This is a genomic window from Geminicoccus flavidas (assembly GCF_009806515.1).
Lineage (GTDB): Bacteria > Pseudomonadota > Alphaproteobacteria > Geminicoccales > Geminicoccaceae > Geminicoccus > Geminicoccus flavidus.
Genome location: NZ_WUJP01000319.1, coordinates 1 through 17,221, shown reverse-complemented (window position 1 = coordinate 17,221; position 17,221 = coordinate 1). Strand labels below are relative to the sequence as shown.

At 68.6% G+C, this 17,221-nt stretch carries 20 protein-coding genes; 11 read left to right on the top strand and 9 right to left on the bottom strand.

Annotation, left to right across the window (positions count from 1 at the left end):
* Positions 1-254: 254 nt before the first annotated feature.
* Positions 255-677 (bottom strand): MerR family transcriptional regulator, encoded by a 423-nt coding sequence (locus EQG76_RS08820; protein ID WP_235031267.1) that lies wholly within the window; start codon positions 675-677, stop codon positions 255-257.
* A gap of 64 nt (positions 678-741) precedes the next feature.
* On the opposite strand from EQG76_RS08820, the gene EQG76_RS08815 reads away from it, so the two are divergent.
* Entirely contained in the window at positions 742-2,961 is a 2,220-nt protein-coding gene (locus EQG76_RS08815; protein WP_159712540.1) for a heavy metal translocating P-type ATPase, read from the top strand.
* 27 nt (positions 2,962-2,988) lie between these two features.
* On the opposite strand, the gene EQG76_RS08810 is transcribed toward EQG76_RS08815, so the two are convergent.
* Positions 2,989-3,735, bottom strand: coding sequence for an OmpA family protein (locus tag EQG76_RS08810; RefSeq protein ID WP_159712538.1), 747 nt, complete (start codon positions 3,733-3,735; stop codon positions 2,989-2,991).
* Positions 3,735-4,157 (bottom strand): DUF4398 domain-containing protein, encoded by a 423-nt coding sequence (locus EQG76_RS08805; RefSeq protein ID WP_159712536.1) that lies wholly within the window; start codon positions 4,155-4,157, stop codon positions 3,735-3,737. The genes EQG76_RS08810 and EQG76_RS08805 overlap by 1 nt, the downstream gene beginning before the upstream one ends.
* Positions 4,158-4,604: 447 nt before the next feature.
* Here EQG76_RS08805 and EQG76_RS08800 point away from each other — a divergent pair, with 447 nt between their 5' ends.
* The 3 genes from EQG76_RS08800 to EQG76_RS08790 all read left to right on the top strand — a co-directional run bounded on the left by EQG76_RS08800 (position 4,605) and on the right by EQG76_RS08790 (position 5,625).
* On the top strand, positions 4,605-4,781 hold the full coding sequence (locus tag EQG76_RS08800) for a hypothetical protein (RefSeq protein ID WP_159712534.1): 177 nt from the start codon (positions 4,605-4,607) through the stop codon (positions 4,779-4,781).
* Between the two features lie 71 nt (positions 4,782-4,852).
* Entirely contained in the window at positions 4,853-5,347 is a 495-nt protein-coding gene (locus tag EQG76_RS08795) for a YciE/YciF ferroxidase family protein (RefSeq protein ID WP_159712532.1), read from the top strand.
* A 98-nt stretch (positions 5,348-5,445) separates the two neighbouring features.
* Complete coding sequence (locus EQG76_RS08790) at positions 5,446-5,625, top strand: DUF3008 family protein (RefSeq protein WP_159712530.1); 180 nt, start codon at positions 5,446-5,448, stop codon at positions 5,623-5,625.
* Between the two features lie 10 nt (positions 5,626-5,635).
* On the opposite strand, the gene EQG76_RS08785 is transcribed toward EQG76_RS08790, so the two are convergent.
* From EQG76_RS08785 to EQG76_RS08765, 5 genes are all read right to left on the bottom strand, one after another.
* Positions 5,636-6,559 (bottom strand): branched-chain amino acid ABC transporter permease, encoded by a 924-nt coding sequence (locus tag EQG76_RS08785; protein ID WP_407925516.1) that lies wholly within the window; start codon positions 6,557-6,559, stop codon positions 5,636-5,638.
* Positions 6,560-6,633: 74 nt separating this feature from the next.
* Complete coding sequence (locus EQG76_RS08780) at positions 6,634-7,521, bottom strand: branched-chain amino acid ABC transporter permease (RefSeq protein ID WP_159712528.1); 888 nt, start codon at positions 7,519-7,521, stop codon at positions 6,634-6,636.
* An 80-nt stretch (positions 7,522-7,601) separates the two neighbouring features.
* Positions 7,602-8,804, bottom strand: a complete 1,203-nt coding sequence (locus tag EQG76_RS08775; RefSeq protein ID WP_159712526.1) for an ABC transporter substrate-binding protein — start codon at positions 8,802-8,804, stop codon at positions 7,602-7,604.
* Positions 8,805-8,864: 60 nt separating this feature from the next.
* On the bottom strand, positions 8,865-9,608 hold the full coding sequence (locus EQG76_RS08770) for an ABC transporter ATP-binding protein (protein ID WP_159712524.1): 744 nt from the start codon (positions 9,606-9,608) through the stop codon (positions 8,865-8,867).
* Complete coding sequence (locus tag EQG76_RS08765) at positions 9,601-10,356, bottom strand: ABC transporter ATP-binding protein (protein WP_159712522.1); 756 nt, start codon at positions 10,354-10,356, stop codon at positions 9,601-9,603. The genes EQG76_RS08770 and EQG76_RS08765 overlap by 8 nt, the downstream gene beginning before the upstream one ends.
* A gap of 340 nt (positions 10,357-10,696) precedes the next feature.
* Between EQG76_RS08765 and ureE the strand changes: the two genes are divergently transcribed.
* The 6 genes from ureE to EQG76_RS08735 are packed head-to-tail and all read left to right on the top strand — an operon-like array spanning position 10,697 to position 15,701.
* Positions 10,697-11,152, top strand: coding sequence for an urease accessory protein UreE (ureE, locus tag EQG76_RS08760; RefSeq protein WP_159712520.1), 456 nt, complete (start codon positions 10,697-10,699; stop codon positions 11,150-11,152).
* On the top strand, positions 11,145-11,822 hold the full coding sequence (locus EQG76_RS08755; RefSeq protein WP_159712518.1) for an urease accessory protein UreF: 678 nt from the start codon (positions 11,145-11,147) through the stop codon (positions 11,820-11,822). The genes ureE and EQG76_RS08755 overlap by 8 nt, the downstream gene beginning before the upstream one ends.
* 21 nt (positions 11,823-11,843) lie before the next feature.
* The gene (ureB, locus tag EQG76_RS08750) at positions 11,844-12,539 is read left to right on the top strand and encodes an urease subunit beta (RefSeq protein WP_159712544.1); all 696 of its coding nucleotides are present in this window, start codon (positions 11,844-11,846) and stop codon (positions 12,537-12,539) included.
* Between the two features lie 21 nt (positions 12,540-12,560).
* Positions 12,561-14,267 carry an urease subunit alpha gene (ureC, locus tag EQG76_RS08745; protein WP_159712516.1) on the top strand — a complete coding sequence of 569 codons (1,707 nt, stop codon included), beginning with the start codon at positions 12,561-12,563 and terminating at the stop codon, positions 14,265-14,267.
* Between the two features lie 13 nt (positions 14,268-14,280).
* Positions 14,281-14,898, top strand: coding sequence for an urease accessory protein UreG (ureG, locus tag EQG76_RS08740; protein ID WP_159712514.1), 618 nt, complete (start codon positions 14,281-14,283; stop codon positions 14,896-14,898).
* A complete protein-coding gene (locus tag EQG76_RS08735; protein WP_159712512.1) occupies positions 14,895-15,701 on the top strand; it encodes an urease accessory protein UreD in 807 nt (268 codons plus the stop codon). The genes ureG and EQG76_RS08735 overlap by 4 nt, the downstream gene beginning before the upstream one ends.
* On the opposite strand, the gene EQG76_RS08730 is transcribed toward EQG76_RS08735, so the two are convergent.
* A complete protein-coding gene (locus tag EQG76_RS08730) occupies positions 15,621-16,400 on the bottom strand; it encodes a glutathione S-transferase family protein (RefSeq protein WP_159712510.1) in 780 nt (259 codons plus the stop codon). The genes EQG76_RS08735 and EQG76_RS08730 overlap by 81 nt on opposite strands.
* A 109-nt stretch (positions 16,401-16,509) precedes the next feature.
* Here EQG76_RS08730 and EQG76_RS08725 point away from each other — a divergent pair.
* Positions 16,510-17,221: LysR substrate-binding domain-containing protein (locus EQG76_RS08725; protein ID WP_159712508.1), on the top strand; the 712-nt coding region annotated here is incomplete at its 3' end.

Genomic DNA, 17,221 nt, shown 5'->3' with positions numbered 1-17,221 from the left:
GCCTCGAAGCCCGGCACCTGATGCGATGCCGCTGCCTCGGGTGCCGGCGCCAGGGCTGCCACCATGCCGAGACCGCCGCCAGCGAGCGCGGACTTCCACTTCGATCTCATGACGTCCTCCCGGCGGGACGGCGACGTGACTCGTCGCACGCACCTCCCGCTGAGAGATCCGCTAACAGATCAGCCGACTACAGGCACCCGATATTGGAGACCCTACCGGGGATTTATTGTCGCCCTATGAGCAAGGTGAAGTGTTCAATGCCGGTGATGAGCACACTGACCATGATCGGCCAGCACCTGGATCACCCGGCAGTCGCACACCCGGCCATGGCCGCACTCGTCGACCATGCGCTGGAGTTCCACGCGCAGCGCGTCCAGCCGCGCGATCCGGCGCTCGACCTCCTGCAGGTGGCGGGACGCGATGCTGTCGGCCTCGTGGCAGGAGCGGTTGGGCTGGGCGGTCAGGCTCAGGAGCTCGCGGATGTCCTCGACCTCGAAGCCCAGCTCGCGGGCATGGCGGATGAAGGCCAGGCGGCGCACATCGGCCTCGTCGTAGCGCCGGCGATTGCCCTCGGTGCGTGGCGGGGCCGGCAGGAGGCCGATCTGCTCGTAGAAGCGGATGGTCGGTACCTTCACCTCGGTGCGCCGGGATACCTCGCCGATCGATAGCGTGCGCAAAGGGCTTGCTCCTCTAGTCGCTAGAGAAAGTAGGGTGCCCGGCAGGATGTCACAAGGAACCGCCATGACCACCGCCGTGCAGACCCGCTTTCGCGTCCAGGGGATGGACTGCGCCTCCTGTGCGCAGAGGCTGGACAATGCGGTGCGCCGGATCGAGGGCGTGGCCGACGTGGCGGTCTCGGTCGCCGCCGGGACCATGACGGTCGATCATGCGGATGGGCCGGAATTTCGCTCGGCGATCCAGCGCCAGGTCGAGCGGCTGGGCTACCGGGCTTCCCTCCTGACCGGGAGCAGCATGCCTTCTGCCGATGCCGCACACGGAGCCTGCTGCGGTCACGATCATCACGGGCGCCACCATGAGCATGCCCACGCCGCCGAGGACGAGTCGCACGGCCTTTTGCACGCGCATGATGGCGGCGACGAGTCGTGGTGGCGGCAGCCGCGGGCGATCCTGACGGCGGCGAGCGGCCTCGCCTTCGTGGTGGCGTTCCTGCTGGAGCGGCTGGTGCCGGCCACCGAAGGGTGGATCTTCATCCCGGCCATGCTGGTGGGGCTGGTCCCGATCGCCCGGCGGGCGTTTGCCGCGGCCATCAGCGGCACACCCTTCTCGATCGAGATGCTCATGACCATCGCCGCGGTGGGCGCGGTGGCGATCGGGGCTGCCGAAGAGGCGGCGGCGGTGGTGTTCCTGTTCATGGTGGGCGAGCTGCTGGAAGGGGTCGCGGCGGGCCGGGCCCGGGCCAGCATCCAGGGCCTGGCCCGGCTCGTGCCGAAGACGGCACTGCGCCTGCGCCAAGACGGCGGCACCGACGAGATCGCGGCCGAACAGCTCCGGCCCGGCATGGTCATCCGCGTCCGGCCGGGCGACCGGATCGCCGCGGACGGAGTGATCCAGGCCGGCAGCGGCGGGATCGACGAGGCGCCAGTGACTGGCGAGAGCCTGCCGGTCGCCAAGGGGCCGGGTGCGGAAGTATTCGCCGGGACGATCAGCACGGACGGGGTGCTCGAGGTCCTGGTCCAGCGCCCGACCGAGGACAATACGATCGCCCGGATCGTGAAGCTCGTGGAGGAGGCCCAGGAGCGCAAGGCGCCGACCGAGCGGCTGATCAACCGTTTCTCGCGCTGGTACACGCCGGGGGTGGTGGCGGTGGCGGCCCTGGTCGCCGTCCTGCCGCCGCTGGTGGGCGGGCAGAACTGGCACGAATGGCTCTACAAGGGCATGGCGATCCTCCTGATCGGCTGCCCGTGCGCCCTGGTCATTTCCACGCCTGCAGCGATCGCGGCCGCCCTGTCGGCCGGTGCCAGGCGCGGCCTGCTGATGAAGGGCGGCAGCGTCCTGGAGCAGCTGCGCACGATCGATCTCGTGGCGTTCGACAAGACCGGGACTCTGACCGAAGGCCGGCCGTCGGTCACGGCAATTGTCGGGATCGACCGTCCCGAGGCGGAGGTGCTGCGGCTGGCGGCAGCCCTGGAGAGCCAGTCCAGCCACCCGCTCGCGCGGGCGATCCTGGATCGTGCCGAAGGGATCGCCCTGCCCGCGGTGACGGCGGCCAAAGCGCTGGCCGGCAAGGGGGTGCTGGGCGAGGTGGCGGGAAGCCGGCTGTTCCTCGGCAGTGCCGAGGTCGCGGGGGCGGTGGCGCCGATCGCGCCGGATGTGGCGGCACGGATCGAGGCGCTGCAGCTGGCCGGCAACAGCGTGTCGGTCCTGGTCGCGGACGGCAGCGTGGCCGGGCTGATCGGGCTGCGCGACGAGCCGCGCCCGGATGCCAGAGCGGCGCTCGCGGCCCTGGGCGCTGCCGGGATCGGCACGGTCATGCTGACCGGCGATCATCCGCGCGCCGCAGCCGCGATCGGCGGTGATCTCGGGATCGAGGCCAGGGCCGGCCTCCTGCCGGTCGACAAGCAGCGGATCGTGGGCGAACTGCAGGCGGCCGGCCGCAAGGTCGCTAAGGTCGGCGACGGCATCAACGATGCGCCAGCACTAGCTGCGGCCGATGTCGGGATCGCCATGGGCAGCGGCACCGACGTGGCGCTGGAAACCGCGGATGCGGCGGTCCTGCATGGCCGGGTCGGCGACGTCGTGGCGATGATCCGGCTGGCACGCGCCGCCATGGCCAACATCGCCCAGAACATCACGATCGCCCTGGGCCTCAAGGCCCTGTTCCTGGCGACCACCGTGCTGGGTATCACCGGCCTGTGGCCGGCGATCCTGGCGGATACCGGCGCCACCGTGCTGGTGACCGCGAACGCCATGCGCCTCCTGCGCTGGCGGCCGGCGCGCTGAAGGCCGGTCGCCAGCGCTGCCGGAGGATCAGGCGCCGCCTTCCTGGATGATCACTTCTACTCGGCGGTTCTGCTGCCGGCCGGCGGCCGTGTCGTTGGGCGCCTTCGGAAAGGCCTCGCCCATGCCGCGCGCGACCAGCCGGGACGGGTCGAGGCCCGCGGCCACCAGTTCTGCACGCACCGCGTCGGCCCGCCGCTCCGAGAGCGAGAGGTTATGGGCGTCCGAGCCGGTGCTGTCGGTGTGGCCCTCGATGATCGCAGTGGCCTGCGGGAAGTCGCGCAGGGCCGAAGCGACCCGGTCGACCTCGCGCAGGCCGCCTGGGCTGAGCGTCGCTTGGTCGACCGGGAACAGCACGTCGCCCGCCAGGCCCACCACCAGGCCACGATCGGTCCGCTCGGCCTGCAGCTCGGCCAGGCGCTGCTCCAGCGTCTGCCGGATGGCGCGCTCGCGCGCTTCGCCCGCCCCCTGGACCGCCTCGGTCTCGGCCCGGGCCACGGCCAGCTGCTCGGCGGTCTGCGCCCGGCGCTGCGCGACATAAGCCAGGGTCTCGGCCTGCTCGAGGTCATCCTCCTCGGTCAGCGCCCGCTCGCTCTGGGCCAGCGCTTCCTGGGCGGCATTGAGCTCGGGCTGGGCGCGGCTCACCACGTCCGGATTGGCCCGCGCCCCGGCCACTGCGGCGCGCGCCTGCTCCACCGCCGGGCTGGTGGGCGTGCTGCAGGCGGCCAACGCCAGGCCGCACCCGGCCAGCAGCGTCGCGGTCATGACGTTGCGCATCACTGTATCCCTCCGGGGGCGGCAGGTGCCAGGGGCGTTGTGGCGGCGGCCGGCGCCGTGCCGTTCGACGGGGCCGGTGTGGTCACCGCCGATCCGCCCGGCGCCAGCGCGTCGATGGCGCTGTCCACCTGCTGCCGATTGCGCTCGGCCACCGCCCGCTCGGCCTGCGCCTCGGCCAGGCCGGCATCGGCAGCGGCCTCCTGCGCCAGGCGGCGGGCCTTCCGATAGTCCTCCTCGGCCATGGCCTGTTCCGCCTGGGCGAGCTTCTCGCGTGCCTGCTGCAGCTCCAGCGGGGCCTCGCTCGGCGCCTCGCTCGCTTCGGCGCGCTGCAGGGCCAGTTTCGCCGTCGCGATCGAATCGTCCGGCGGCGGCGTGCCGGCACAGGCACTGAGCAGGAGCAGTGCTGCCGCCACAGCGGCCATGGGCGCACTCCTGCGCGACGGGGTCGGCATGGCTGAACTCCGTTCTGAGGGACTTGAGGACACCGGTCGCACCGTCCGGTCCCGAAGCCGGATGTCTGACCGGACTCGAAGCCAGATGTCCGGTGCGGTGACCATCCTCCTCTTCTGGTTGTTGGAAGCGCCTGAAAGGGTCAGGGTTCCAACTCGACAGATGCCGCACATCTCGGATGTAGCGAGGACTTCATGCCGGCCGTTCGCGATGCAGAATTTCCATGCGTGCATCAGCGGATGTCGGCCCTGGCGGCGCGGTTGTGCCGCGGGATTGCATCGTTCGCATCAGGCTCGGCAGAGGGGCGTTGTCCGGTCTGGCCGGGACGGGGCCTGGTCAGGACAGTCATTCGCCGCCGGGCGGAACGCCTCTGTCGCTGCACTATTGGTAGGGCAGGCAAACCCGCAGGAGGTTTCCCGATGAGCAGCGGCAGCACCAAGGCCGCCGGCACGTCCCCTGGCACTGGCCAGGGTCAGCCGGAAAAGCCGCCCAGGACGAGGGCCGGCGACCTCAAGACCAACCGCCAGTCCACCGATGATGCCCAGCTCGCCGAGGAGCTGCGCGACACGAAGCAGGCGCCGCCCAAGCCGACCTGAGCAGTAGTGGCGCTGCTGCCCTCACGTTCGCTGGCGAGCTGCGGCTGCCGCGGGTTTGGAGGAGAGAGCAGATGAACGTCGAAAACTTCCGCCAGATGTACGTTGCCGAACTGCAGGAACTGCGCAATGTGGAGGCGCAGCTCGTCAAGGGCCTGCAGCTCATGGCCGAGCGCGCGGACCATGCGGAGCTGAAGAAGGGCTTCCAGGAGCATCAGCAGGAGACCCAGTCGCAGCTGGAGCGGCTGGACGGCATGCTCCAGGCGCACAACGCACAGCCGGGCGAGCATGTCGACCAGTCCATGCAGGGACTGATCCGCGAGTCCGAGAAATGGGCCGGCATGGTGCCCGACCCGGACCTGCGCGACGCCGGCCTGATCGCCTCGGCCCAGCGCATCGAGCACTACGAGATCGCCGCCTACGGGTCGCTCGCGACCTGGGCGAAGCAACTCGGCTTCTCCAATGACCAAGCGACGCTCCATGCGATCCTGGACGAGGAGAAGCGCACCGACGAGAAGCTGACCGACCTCGCCAAGCGGATCGTCAATCCCGACGCTGCGCACGCCTGACTGAGCCGGGTGCCGATGCAGGACAGGCATGGCCCGGGCGATCACCCGGCGGCCATGCCTGTCCATCCGGTCAACTTCGTCCAGGGAAGGCGTCGAACATGCCTGCCAAGTCGAAGTCCCAGCAGATGGCGGCCGGCGCTGCGCTCTCGGCCAAGCGCCGCGACAGGAAGGTCAGCGAGCCCGGAGGTCCGTCCAGGTCGATGTGCGAGAAGGAGCTCCACCCCATGGCCGCGACCAGGCAGAAGGGCAAGCCGGAGCACCACGCGAAGAAGTCCTGAGCCACGCGAATCAGAGCGGTTTCTTCAGCCACCTGCCCAGCACGCCGATGATCCCCTCGCGGAACAGGAGCACGCTGACCACGAAGATGACGCCTTGGATGATGGTCACCCAGGCGCCGAAGGTGGCCAGGTAGTTCTGCATGGTGACGACCACCGCGGCACCCACGATCGGGCCGAACACCGTGCCCATGCCGCCCAGGAGCGTCATCAGCACGACCTCGCCAGACATGGTCCAGTAGACGTCGGTGAGCGAGGCCAGCTGGAACACCAGAGCCTTGGTGGCGCCGGCCAGGCCCGCCAGCGTGGCGGAGAGCACGAACACGGCCAGCTTGTACTGGTTGGTGCGGTAGCCCAGGGAGATCGAGCGGGGCTCGTTGTCGCGGATCGCCTTGAGCACCTGGCCGAACGGCGAGTGGATGATCCGGTAGATTAGGAGCAGGCCGAAGAAGGTGACCGCCAGCACGAGGAAATAGAGGCTGCGGTCGGGGCCCAGGTCGATCAGGCCGAACAGATGGCCGCGCGGGACGGACTGGATGCCGTCCTCGCCACCAGTGAACGGGGCCTGCACCGAGAAGAAATACACCATCTGGGCAAAGGCCAGCGTGACCATCGCGAAGTAGATGCCCTGCCGGCGGATGGCGAGTGCCCCGAACACCAGCCCCAGCACTGCGGCGGTCGCCGTGCCGAGCAGGATCGCGAGCTCGGGCGTGAGCCCCCAGGCCTTGGCGGCGTAGGCGCTGACATAGCTGGCCGAGCCGAAATAGGCGGCATGGCCGAAGCTCAGGAGTCCGCCGTAGCCCAGCAGCAGGTTGAAGGCGCAGGCGAACAGCGCAAAGCACATCACCTTCATCAGGAACACGGGGTAAAGGACGAAGGGGCCGATCAGGCCCAGGGCCAGCAGGCCCAGGAAGATCAGGAGATGGTGGCGCGGCATGCCCATCATACTGGCCGGCGGGGTGAGCGCCGGAGCGGCGACCTGGGTGCGGGCGTTTTGGGTTTCGGCGGCCATCACACGGTCCTCCCGAACAGGCCGGCGGGCTTCACCAGGAGCACGATCGCCATGATCACGAAGATCACCACCGCCGATCCCTCCGGATAAAACACGCGGGTCAGGCCCTCGATCAGGCCCAGGCCGAAGCCGGTGACGATCGAGCCCAGGATCGAGCCCATGCCGCCGATCACCACGACCGCGAACACGACGATGATGAGGTCGGCCCCCATGTTCGGGTTAACCGAGTAGATGGGAGCGGCCAGCACGCCGGCGAACGCGGCTAGCGCGACGCCGAACCCGTAGGTGAGCGTGATCAGGCGCGGCACGTTGATGCCGAAGGCACCCACCAGGGTCGGGTTCTCGGTGGCCGCGCGCAGGTACGCACCCAGCCTGGTCTTCTCGATTACGAACCAGGTGGCGAGGCAGGCGACCAGGGACGCCGCCACCACCCAGCCGCGATAGTTCGGCAGGAACATGAAGCCCAGATTCATGCCACCGGAGAGCTGGCTCGGGATCTGGTAGGGCAGTCCGGAGATGCCGTACTCGTTGCGGAACAGGCCCTGGATGATCAGCGCCAGGCCGAAGGTCAGCAGGAGGCCGTATAGATGGTCGAGATGGTAGAGCCGCGAGATCAGCAGGCGCTCGATGATGACGCCGGTGATCCCGACGATCACCGGAGCCAGGATAAGCGCGGCCCAGTAGTTGATCCCGAGATAGTTGAGCAGCATCCAGGCCACGAACGCGCCCATCATGTACTGCGCGCCGTGGGTGAAGTTGATGATGTTCAACAGACCGAAGATGATTGCCAGGCCTAGGCTCAGCAGCGCATAGAACGAGCCGTTGATCAGGCCCAGCAGGAGCTGGCCGAACAGGGCCTGCGGCGGGATTCCCAGAAGCTCGAACATCGGCCCGTCCTGCGGTCACGGGATGAGGTGACGACGCGGGGGGCACCGACCTGCGGCCGGCACTTCCCGCGTCGTCGCAATCACTTCACGAGCGGGCAGTTGCCCTCGTTCAGCGGGCGGAATGCCTGGTCCGCCGGGATGGTGGCGACCTGCTCGTAATAGTCCCACGGCCCCTGTGACTGGTCCGGCGTCTTTACCCGGAACAGGTACATGTCGTGGACCTTGCGGCCGTCCTCCCGGATCGTGCCCTTGCCGAACAGGGGATCGTCGGTCGGCATCTCCTTCATCTTGGCCAGGACCGCGGTTGCGTCCTTGCCGCCGGTCGCCTCCACGGCCTTGAGGTAGTGCAGCACGCCGGCATAGACGCCCGCCTGGACCATGGTCGGCATGTCGCCGTCATGCCGCTCGGCAAAGCGCTTGGACCATTCACGGGTGCCGTCGTTCAGGTCCCAGTAGAAGCTCTCGGTGAGCACCAGGCCCTGCGCCGTCTCCAGCCCCAGCGCGTGGATGTCAGTCAGGAACACCAGCAGGCCGGCGATCGCCTGGCCGCCCTGGGTGATGCCGAACTCGGAAGCCTGCTTGATCGAGTTGATCGTGTCGCCGCCGGCATTGGCCAGCCCGATCACGTCCGCACCCGACGACTGCGCCTGCAGGAGGAAGGACGAGAAGTCGGAGCCCGGGAAGGGATGACGGACGGTCCCGACCACCTCGCCGCCAGCCGCTTCCACCACCGCGGTCGTGTCGCGCTCCAGTGCCTGGCCGAAGGCGTAGTCGGCGGTCAGGAAGAACCATTTCTTGTGGCCGGCCTCGACCATGGCGCTGCCGGTGCCATGGGCCAGCGCCCAGGTATCGTAGGTCCAGTGGACCGTGTTGGGCGAGCATTGCGGCCCGGTCAGGTCGGCGGTGCCGGCGCCTGAGTTGATGAAGACCTTGTTCTTCTCGCGGGTGATGTCATTGACCGCCAGTGCCGCCGAAGAGGTCGGTACGTCCACGATCACGTCGACGCCGTCCTGGTCGTACCACTGCCGCGCGATGGTCGAGGCAACATCCGGCTTGTTCTGGTGGTCGGCCGAGACGATCTCGACCGTGATGCCCTTCTCCGCCGCCTTGAAGTCCTCGACCGCCATCTGTGCAGCGACGACCGAGCCCTCGCCGGAAAGGTCGGCATAGACACCGGAGCGGTCGTTGAGCACGCCGATCTTCACGGCAGTTTCGGCTAGGGCAGTGCCGGAAAGCAGCGTCGCGGCCACTGCTGCCAGCGTGAAGTTCCTGATCCTCGTCATCTGGTCCAAGCTCTCCCTTGCGCGGCGCTTTTTGTGCGCCGTCCTGCTGAATGCCTCGGGCTACACGCCGAGATAGGCGTGCAGCTTGTCGATGTTGCTTTCCAGCTCGTCGTTGCGGATCGTGTCGATGACCCTGCCCTGTTCCACGACATAGTGTCGGTCCGCGACCGAGGCCGCGAAGCGGAAGTTCTGCTCCACCAGGACGATGGTGAAGCCGGACCGCTTGAGCCTGGCGATGGTGTGCCCGATCTGCTGGACGATCACCGGCGCCAGCCCTTCGGTGGGCTCGTCCAGCAGCAGCAGCTTGGCCCCGGTGCGCAGGATCCGGCCGATCGCCAGCATCTGCTGCTCGCCACCGGAGAGCTTGGTGCCCTGGCTGGACAGGCGCTCCTTCAGGTTCGGGAACAGCTCGAAGATCTGCTCGACCGAGAGCCCGCCGTCGCGGACCTTGGGCGGCAGCATCAAGTTTTCCTCAACCGAGAGGCTGGCGAAGATGCCGCGTTCCTCCGGGCAAAACGCGATGCCGGCGCGCGCGATCACCCTTGCGGGCAGGCTGATCGTCTCGCGCCCGTCGAAGACAATCGAGCCCCGGCGCTTGCCCAGGATGCCCATGATCGCCTTCAGCGTGGTGGTCTTGCCGGCCCCGTTGCGGCCGAGCAGGGTGACGACCTCGCCCTCGTGGACATCGAAGCTGATGCCGTGCAGGACATGGCTCTCGCCATACCAGCCATGGAGGTCGCGGACCGCGAGCAGGCTGCCGCCTGCTGTGGCGGGCGTCCGCTCCAGGAGTTGGGCCTCAGCCATGGCCGGCTCCGATATAGGCGTCGATGACGTCCGGGTTCTTCGACACGGTGGCGTAGTCGCCCTCGGCCAGCACCTTGCCACGCGCCAGCACGGTGATCCGGCTGGCGAGCCGGGCGACGACCGACAAATTGTGCTCCACCATCAGCACCGTGCGTTTTTGGGCGATGCGCTGGATGACGCCGGCGATGCGGTCGACGTCCTCGTGGCCCATGCCGGCCATCGGCTCGTCGAGCAGCAGCATCTCCGGGTCCAACGCCAAAGTGGTGGCGATCTCCAGCGCGCGCTTGCGGCCATAGGGAAGCGCACCGGCCGGGGCCACGGCGAAGTTGGCCAGGCCCACCTCATCCAGCAGGGCCAGGGCTCGGCCGTCGAAACCGGAGAGCACCCGCTCCGAGCGCCAGAAGTCGAAGCTGTCGCCGCGCTGGCGCTGCAGGGCGATGCGGACATTCTCCAGGGCGGTCAGATGGGGGAACACTGCAGAGATCTGGAAGGAGCGCACCATGCCGAGCCTGGCGATGTCCGCCGGCTGCATCCGGGTGATGTCCCGGCCGTTATAGGTGATGGTGCCGCGCGTCGGCTGCAGGAACTTGGTGAGCAGGTTGAAGCAGGTCGTCTTGCCGGCCCCGTTGGGCCCGATCAGCGCATGGATCGATCCGCGGTCGACCTGAAGATCTACATCGTTTACTGCGACAAAACCTTTGAACTGCTTGGTCAGACCTTTAGCCGCCAAAATGACGTCATTGATCATCCCGCCTCCATGGCCGCAGTTCTTCCCGGCGACTTCTTGCACTTTATCTCAAGACAATATCCGCCCGCCTCCAGTGTGTCAAACGAATGCAGCACGGACAGGATCAAACCGCGAGCCGAGCGAATTTCATACGATGAATTCCGGACAGACGGCATGAAGAACGCGCCGACAGAAGCGGACTGATTATTGGCGGATCCGGTGATCTTCTTGCCCGGCACAAGTCACCGTGCGGGCAGGCCACGGCATGGTCTAGACGAATATCCCGCATGGCCGGCGTTGAATCCTGTGTGGATCGGGACTATGCCCTGGCCGACCTGGACCGCACGCGACCGAGCCCACCATGACCAGCCAGCTCTGCCATATCGAGCGGATCATCGGCGACCGCGCCGAGCCGGGCCTCGCCCACCGGCTGCACCATCTGGCCCATGAGGGCCGGGTGGAAACGGTCACGGTCGCGGTGGCCGACCTGCCGCGGCGGCGCTTTCGCGCCGTCACCGATCAGGGCACCGAATGCGCGATCGCCCTGCCCCGCGACACCAGGCTGTTCGACGGTGCCGTGCTGCTGCTGGAGGACGACCGGGCGATCGTGGTGAAGGTCGGCGAGCAGGAATGGCTGAAGCTGCGGCCGGCCGAGGGCTTCGCCTTGGAACTGGGCTATCTCGCCGGCAACCTCCACTGGCGAGTGCGTTTCGCGGACGGGCATCTGCTGGTCGCGGTCGACGTGCCGCGCGAGCGCTACCTGGCGCGGATCGAGGAGCATCTGGCCGCCGGGCGGGTCACCCTGGTCGATGGCTGACCCCACCCGCCTGCTGGCGGCCCTCCAGCACGGCGACAGCCAGTTCCCGAGCGGCGGCTTCGCCTTTTCCTGGGGCCTGGAAGGGCTTGCGGATGCGGGCCGTCTTGGCCGGCGCGACCTCCGTCGCTTCATCGAGGGCCAGTTCCGCCAACGCTGGGCCTGCTTCGACCGGGTAGTGATCGCCCAAGCGCACCAGCTCTGCGGTGACCTTCAGGGCCTGTGCGAGCTGGACGACTGGGTCGATGCCGCGACGCTGGCCGAGCCTGCCCGGGAAGGCTCGAAGCGGGCCGGCAACGCGCTGCTGGGCGTCCATCAGCGCCTGGGTACAGCAGGGGCAGCCGAGCTGCGAGCGCGCGTCCACGAGGGCGCGGCACTTGGCCATCAGACGGTGGTCCAGGGCATGGTGCTGGCCGGCGTGGGACTCGGTCTGGAGGAAGCGCTCGCAGTCGCTGCCCATGCCGCGGCCAGCGCGTTCTGCACGGCCGCGATCCGCCTGGGTCTCGCCAGCCATCTGGACGCGCAGCAGGCGCTGACGGCGCTCCGGCCGGTGCTGGCCGGGCTTCTGGCAGGTCCCCTGCCCGCCCTGGACGAGGCTGCTGCGTTCACACCCGCGGCGGAGATCGCGATGATGCGCCATGCGGGGCAGGAACTGCGCTTGTTCGCCAACTGACGAGGTGAGGCCGACGACATGATGAACCTCACGCCGACTGAGATGGAGCGGCTGTGGATCTTCACCGCCGCGGAGTTCGCGCGCCGGCACAAGGCCCGTGGCATCCGCCTGTCCCATCCCGAGGCGGTGGCGCTGATCGCCGACGAGATGCTGCTCGCCGCCCGTGCCGGCATGGCATACGAGGCGATCGTCGACATGGCCGGGCGGCTGCTCACCACGGACGACGTGATGCCGGGCGTGGCTGCGATGATCGAGCTGGTGTCGGTCGAGGCGGACTTCGAGGAAGGCACCAAGATGGTGATCGTGTTCCGGCCGGTTGGCCCCGGGGAGAAACCGGTCGAGGAGCATCGGGTGGCGGGAGAGATCATCACCCCGGACGAGGACATCGAGGTCAATGCCGGGCGGAACAAGGTGACAGTCGAGGTGGTCAATACCGGCGACCGCGATATCCAGGTGCGCAGCCACGCCCATTTCTTCGAGACCAACCGGGCGCTGGAATTCGACCGGGCCGCCGCGTTCGGCATGCGGCTGGACGTGCCATCCGGCCAGGGCGTGCGGTTCGAGCCCGGGCTGCGGAAGTCGGTCGAGCTAGTGGAGATCGGCGGCGACGGGCTGGTGTACGGCCAGGCGGGCCTGGTCAACGGCACCACCCGCACGGAGGACAGCCGGCAGGCGGCACTGGCCCTGGCCCGTGCCCAGAACTATCGCGGCGCCTGACCCGAGCTAAGGAGAAGAACGATGGCGGTCCTCAGCCGGCGTCACTACGCCGAGGTCTATGGGCCCACCACAGGCGACATGGTGCGCCTGGGCGACACCGAGCTGCTCGCCGAGATCGAGCGGGACTTCACCGTCTATGGCGAAGAGCTGACCACCGGTGCCGGCAAGTCGATGCGCGACGGCGAGGGCTTCCAGACCACCGGGACCTATGGGTCCGGCGCGCTGGACACGGTGATCCAGAACGCCACGATCATCGACGCGGTCATCGGCATCGTGAAGGCGGACATCGGCATCCGCGACGGGCGGATCGTGGGTGTGGGCAAGGCCGGCAACCCGGACATCATGGACGGGGTGCACCCGGATTTGCGCTGCGGGCCGAACACCACCGTGATCCACGGCGATGCGTTCATCTGCACGGCCGGTGCCATCGAGGCGCACGCCCATTTCCTTTCGCCGCAGCAGTGGGAACATGCGCTGGCCGGCGGCTGCACCACCATGATCGGCATGTCGCCGGGGCCACATTTCGACACGAGCTGTGCCGGACCGAACGTGGTCGGCCAGATCATCCAGGCCTGCGACGCTTTCCCGCTGAACTTCGCCTTCCTGGGCCGTGGCTGCTCCGACCCGGGAGCGGTCGAGGAATCGGTGTCGGGCGGCTGCCTGGGCGTGAAGATCCACGAGGATCTGGGCGCCTCGCCGGCGGTGATCGACGGCAGCCTAGTAGCCGCCGACCGCAACGACTTCCAGGTCAACCTCCATACCGACACGATCAACGAGTATGGATTCTGCGAGGACACGCTGCGCGCAATCGATGGCCGGACCATCCACATGTACCATGTGGAGGGGGCGGGCGGCGGCCATGCGCCGGACCTGCTGATCGTCAACAGCCACCCGAACGTCCTGCCGTCCTCGACCAACCCGACCAACCCGTTCACCGCCTATGCGCTGAACGAGGGTCTGCCGATGACCATGCTGGCGCACATGATGAACTGGCGCCTGCCGGAGGACTTGGCCTTCGCGGAATCGCGGGTGCGCGCGCAGAGCATGGCCGCGGAGGATTTCCTCCACGACATGGGCGCGATCTCGATCTTCGCGACCGACACCCAGGGCATGGGGCGGCTGGCGGAGAACGTCGCGAAATGCTGGCAGCTCGCCAGCGTGATGAAGGAGCGGGTCGGCCGGCTGCCGGAGGAGACGACCCAGCGGGCCGACAACGAGCGGATCAAGCGCTACGTCGCGAAATACACGATCAACCCGGCGATCGCGTCGGGCATGGACGCGCATGTCGGCTCGATCGAGCCCGGCAAGATGGCCGACCTCGTGCTCTGGCCGCGCGCCTCGTTCGGCGCGAAGCCCTGGATGGTGATCAAGAGCGGCTTCATCGTCTGGGCGGCGATGGGCGACGGCAATGCCAGCCAGACCGATTCGGAGCCGATCGTGCAGCGGCCGATGTGGGGCTCGTTCGGGCGCTCGCCGCTCGAGCTGGGCGTCACCTTCGTGTCGAAGCTGGCGATCGAGGCGGACACGCAGAAGAAGCTCAGGGTGGAGAAGCCGTTCGTACCGATCAGGAACCTGCGCGGCCTGGGCAAGAAGGACATGATCCGCAACGACGCCATGCCGAAGATCGAGGTGGACCCGCGCACGTTCGACGTGCGGGCGGACGGCAGGCTCCTGATGTGCGAGCCAGCGAAGCGGGTGCCGCTGAACCGGCGCTACATGCTGCGATGAACGGGATGTTTCGATGAGCAAGGGTGCGGCACGGGTCGGGATCGGCGGGCCGGTGGGCTCGGGCAAGACCGCGCTCCTGGAGGCGCTGATCCCGCGGCTGAAGGCACGGGGCGTGGACCTGGCCGTGATCACCAACGACCTCGTGACCCACGAGGACGCGGAGCGGCTGCGCCGGGCGAACCTGCTCGATCCGTCGCGTGTCCTGGCGGTGGAGGCGGGTGCCTGCCCGCACACCGTGATCCGCGAGGACCCGACCCTGAACATGGAGGCAGCCGACAGCCTGGACCGGGCCTTCCCGGGCCTCCAGCTGATCCTGATCGAGAGCGGCGGCGACAATCTCGCCTCGACCTTCTCGCTCGACCTGGTCGACTACTGGCTGTTCGTGATCGACGTGGCCGGCGGCGACGACATCCCGAGAAAGCGCGGGCCGGGCATCCTCCAGTGCGATCTGCTGGTGATCAACAAGGTCGACCTGCACGAGCATGTCGGCGTCGATCTCCCGCGAATGCTGGAGGAAGCAAAGGCGGTGCGCGCCGGGCGGCCGATCGTCTGCACCAACTGCCGCAAGGGCGACGGGGTCGACCAGGTGGCGGACGCCATCTGCCATGCGGTGCTGTTCCAGGACGCATGAACCCGGCCCTCGACCTCTCGTTCCGGGCCGGGCCGGACGGCCGGACCGCCCTCGCCGGCCGCCGGGTGTGCCATCCCTTCTCGGTGCAGGCGCCGCTCTGGGACCTGCCCGGCCGGCCGCTGGGTGCGCGGATCTTCGTCCAGTCGATGTCGGGGGGAATCTTCGAGGACGAGCGGCTCGGCCAGCGCGTCGCCGTGCAGCAGGGTGCCGAGCTGCGGGTCGAGGTTCCGGCCGCGACCGTGGTCCACGAGATGCCGAACGGCGGCGCCAGCGAGCAGCGGATCGAGCTGGTGGCGGAGGCGAGTTCGCTGCTGGAGTTCACGCCCCCTCCCCTGATCCTGTTCCCGGACAGCCGGCTCACCCAGACGATCGAGGTGACCGCCAAGGGGGACGCGCGGCTGCTGGTCGGCGACGGCTTCATGATGCACGATCCGGCCCATGCCGGGCGGGCGTTCGACCGGTTCACCGCCACCCTGCGCCTCGTCCGCCCGGATGGGCGGCTGATCGCCCTGGACCGCGCCGCCATGTCGGGCCCGGCCCTGCTGGCGGACGTGCCCGGGGTGACGAGTGGGCTGCGGGCACAGGCCAGCCTGCTGCTGGTCCGCCCGGCCGCACCCGCCGCTGCCCGCGACTGGTGCCGGGAGATCGGAGCGCTGCTGGAGCGGCCGGACCGGTTCGGTGGGGCGAGCCCGCTGCGCGGCGAGGCCGGTCTGTTCGTGCGCCTACTCGCCCGGGACGGCGGCGCGCTCCTGGAGGCGCAGGCCGAGCTGCTCCCCCTGCTGCGCCAGATCCTGCGCGCCTGACCGGGCCACGAGGCGCAGTGCCTGGTCCAGCGTGACCTCGCCCTCGAAGCCGCCGGCACTGGTGGCGGCAAGGCCGTACTCGACGGCATGGGCAAAGCGCACGGCCGGATCGTCGGCAAGCCGCCGCAGCAGCCGGTCCAGGCCCGGATAGTCCCGCCGGTCGACCGCCCGATGGAAGTCCGCCCAGCGGGCGATCCCCGCGAAATAGGCATCCGCAAGGCTGGGGCGCTCGCCCAGGAGCCAGTCTCGGCCGGCCAGCAGGGTCTCGAGCTGGGCATGGGCCGTGGCCACCTGTTCCCGGCCCCAGCGGGTGAGCGTGGCGCCAGCCGAATCGTCGAGCCCGTGTTCCAGCACGTGCCAGAGTGGCGAGAAGGCGCTGAAGAAGCTGGTGTTGAGGAAGGCCAGCATCTCGTTCAGCCGGTCGAAGTCGGCACTGCCCGGGGGAAAGCCCAGCCCGCGGTCGATCCCGCGGGCCGCCAGGTGATTGAGGATCGCCATGCTCTGGGCGAGCAGCCGGCCGTCCTCGGTCAGCAGCACGGGCGTCTCACCCAGCGGGTTGACCTGGCGGAACTTCGGGCCGCTGACCTGCTCGGGCATCAGGATGCGGCAGAGCCGGTAGGGCTGGCCCAGCCATTCCAGTGCCACGATCGAGCCGAACGAGCAGCCTTCCGGCACGCCGTAGAAGAGGATCGGAGTCATGATCTCTGGTTCCCGTCGTTCGGGACGGTCATCCGTCCGCCCCTGACCCCGCGAAAGCTGACATCGTGGACATTGACCGAACAGACGGGGCTTTGGAGATTTGCCGTCCATGGATGTGGACGATTCCACCATGCTCAACCTGAACGATCTCCGCTTCTTCGTGCGCGCGGTGGAAGCCGGCAGCTTCACCGGGGCGGCCCGGCGGCTGGGCGTGCCGAAATCGACGGTAAGCAAGCGGGTGGCCGAGCTCGAGGCGGCGCTGGGGGCCAAACTGATCGAGCGCAGCTCGCGCAGCTTTCGCCTGAGCGAATTAGGCCAGGGCTTCTTCACCCATGCCAGCGCCGCGCTGATCGAGGCGGAAACCGCCGCCGGCCTGGTGCAGCGGCGCCTGGCGGCGCCGTCTGGGCCGGTGCGGATCACCGCCTCGCTGCCGGTCTGCCAGCTCCATCTGGCCGGCGTGCTGCCGAGGATCGCCCTGGCCTATCCGAAACTCCGGCTGGAAGTGCACGCCACCGACCGCTTCGTCGACCTGATCCAGGAAGGCTTCGACATCGCGCTGCGCAGCCACGCAGCACCCCTGGCCGACTCCACGCTGACGCAGCGCCGCCTGGCGGAGGCACCAGTCGTGGCGGTGGCGGCACCGGCCTATCTGGCGGCGAACGGCCATCCTTGTGAGCCTGCCGACCTGGCCGGCCATGCCGGCCTGCTGACCGGGCCGCAGGCCACGGTCTGGCGGCTCGTTCACGAGGACGGCCGGGAAGCGCATGTCGAGCCCAGGCCGGTCATGATCCTGGATGAATCGACCATGCTGATCGAGGCGG

Coding starts and splice junctions, on each gene's coding strand:
- EQG76_RS08815 (WP_159712540.1), top strand. CDS start 742: ATGACCACCGCCGTGCAGACCCGCTTTCGCGTCCAGGGGATGGACTGC.
- EQG76_RS08810 (WP_159712538.1), bottom strand. CDS start 3,735: ATGCGCAACGTCATGACCGCGACGCTGCTGGCCGGGTGCGGCCTGGCG.
- EQG76_RS08805 (WP_159712536.1), bottom strand. CDS start 4,157: ATGGCCGCTGTGGCGGCAGCACTGCTCCTGCTCAGTGCCTGTGCCGGC.
- EQG76_RS08800 (WP_159712534.1), top strand. CDS start 4,605: ATGAGCAGCGGCAGCACCAAGGCCGCCGGCACGTCCCCTGGCACTGGC.
- EQG76_RS08795 (WP_159712532.1), top strand. CDS start 4,853: ATGAACGTCGAAAACTTCCGCCAGATGTACGTTGCCGAACTGCAGGAA.
- EQG76_RS08790 (WP_159712530.1), top strand. CDS start 5,446: ATGCCTGCCAAGTCGAAGTCCCAGCAGATGGCGGCCGGCGCTGCGCTC.
- EQG76_RS08785 (WP_407925516.1), bottom strand. CDS start 6,559: ATGCCGCGCCACCATCTCCTGATCTTCCTGGGCCTGCTGGCCCTGGGC.
- EQG76_RS08780 (WP_159712528.1), bottom strand. CDS start 7,521: ATGTTCGAGCTTCTGGGAATCCCGCCGCAGGCCCTGTTCGGCCAGCTC.
- EQG76_RS08775 (WP_159712526.1), bottom strand. CDS start 8,804: ATGACGAGGATCAGGAACTTCACGCTGGCAGCAGTGGCCGCGACGCTG.
- EQG76_RS08770 (WP_159712524.1), bottom strand. CDS start 9,608: ATGGCTGAGGCCCAACTCCTGGAGCGGACGCCCGCCACAGCAGGCGGC.
- EQG76_RS08765 (WP_159712522.1), bottom strand. CDS start 10,356: ATGATCAATGACGTCATTTTGGCGGCTAAAGGTCTGACCAAGCAGTTC.
- ureE (WP_159712520.1), top strand. CDS start 10,697: ATGACCAGCCAGCTCTGCCATATCGAGCGGATCATCGGCGACCGCGCC.
- EQG76_RS08755 (WP_159712518.1), top strand. CDS start 11,145: ATGGCTGACCCCACCCGCCTGCTGGCGGCCCTCCAGCACGGCGACAGC.
- ureB (WP_159712544.1), top strand. CDS start 11,844: ATGAACCTCACGCCGACTGAGATGGAGCGGCTGTGGATCTTCACCGCC.
- ureC (WP_159712516.1), top strand. CDS start 12,561: ATGGCGGTCCTCAGCCGGCGTCACTACGCCGAGGTCTATGGGCCCACC.
- ureG (WP_159712514.1), top strand. CDS start 14,281: ATGAGCAAGGGTGCGGCACGGGTCGGGATCGGCGGGCCGGTGGGCTCG.
- EQG76_RS08735 (WP_159712512.1), top strand. CDS start 14,895: ATGAACCCGGCCCTCGACCTCTCGTTCCGGGCCGGGCCGGACGGCCGG.
- EQG76_RS08730 (WP_159712510.1), bottom strand. CDS start 16,400: ATGACTCCGATCCTCTTCTACGGCGTGCCGGAAGGCTGCTCGTTCGGC.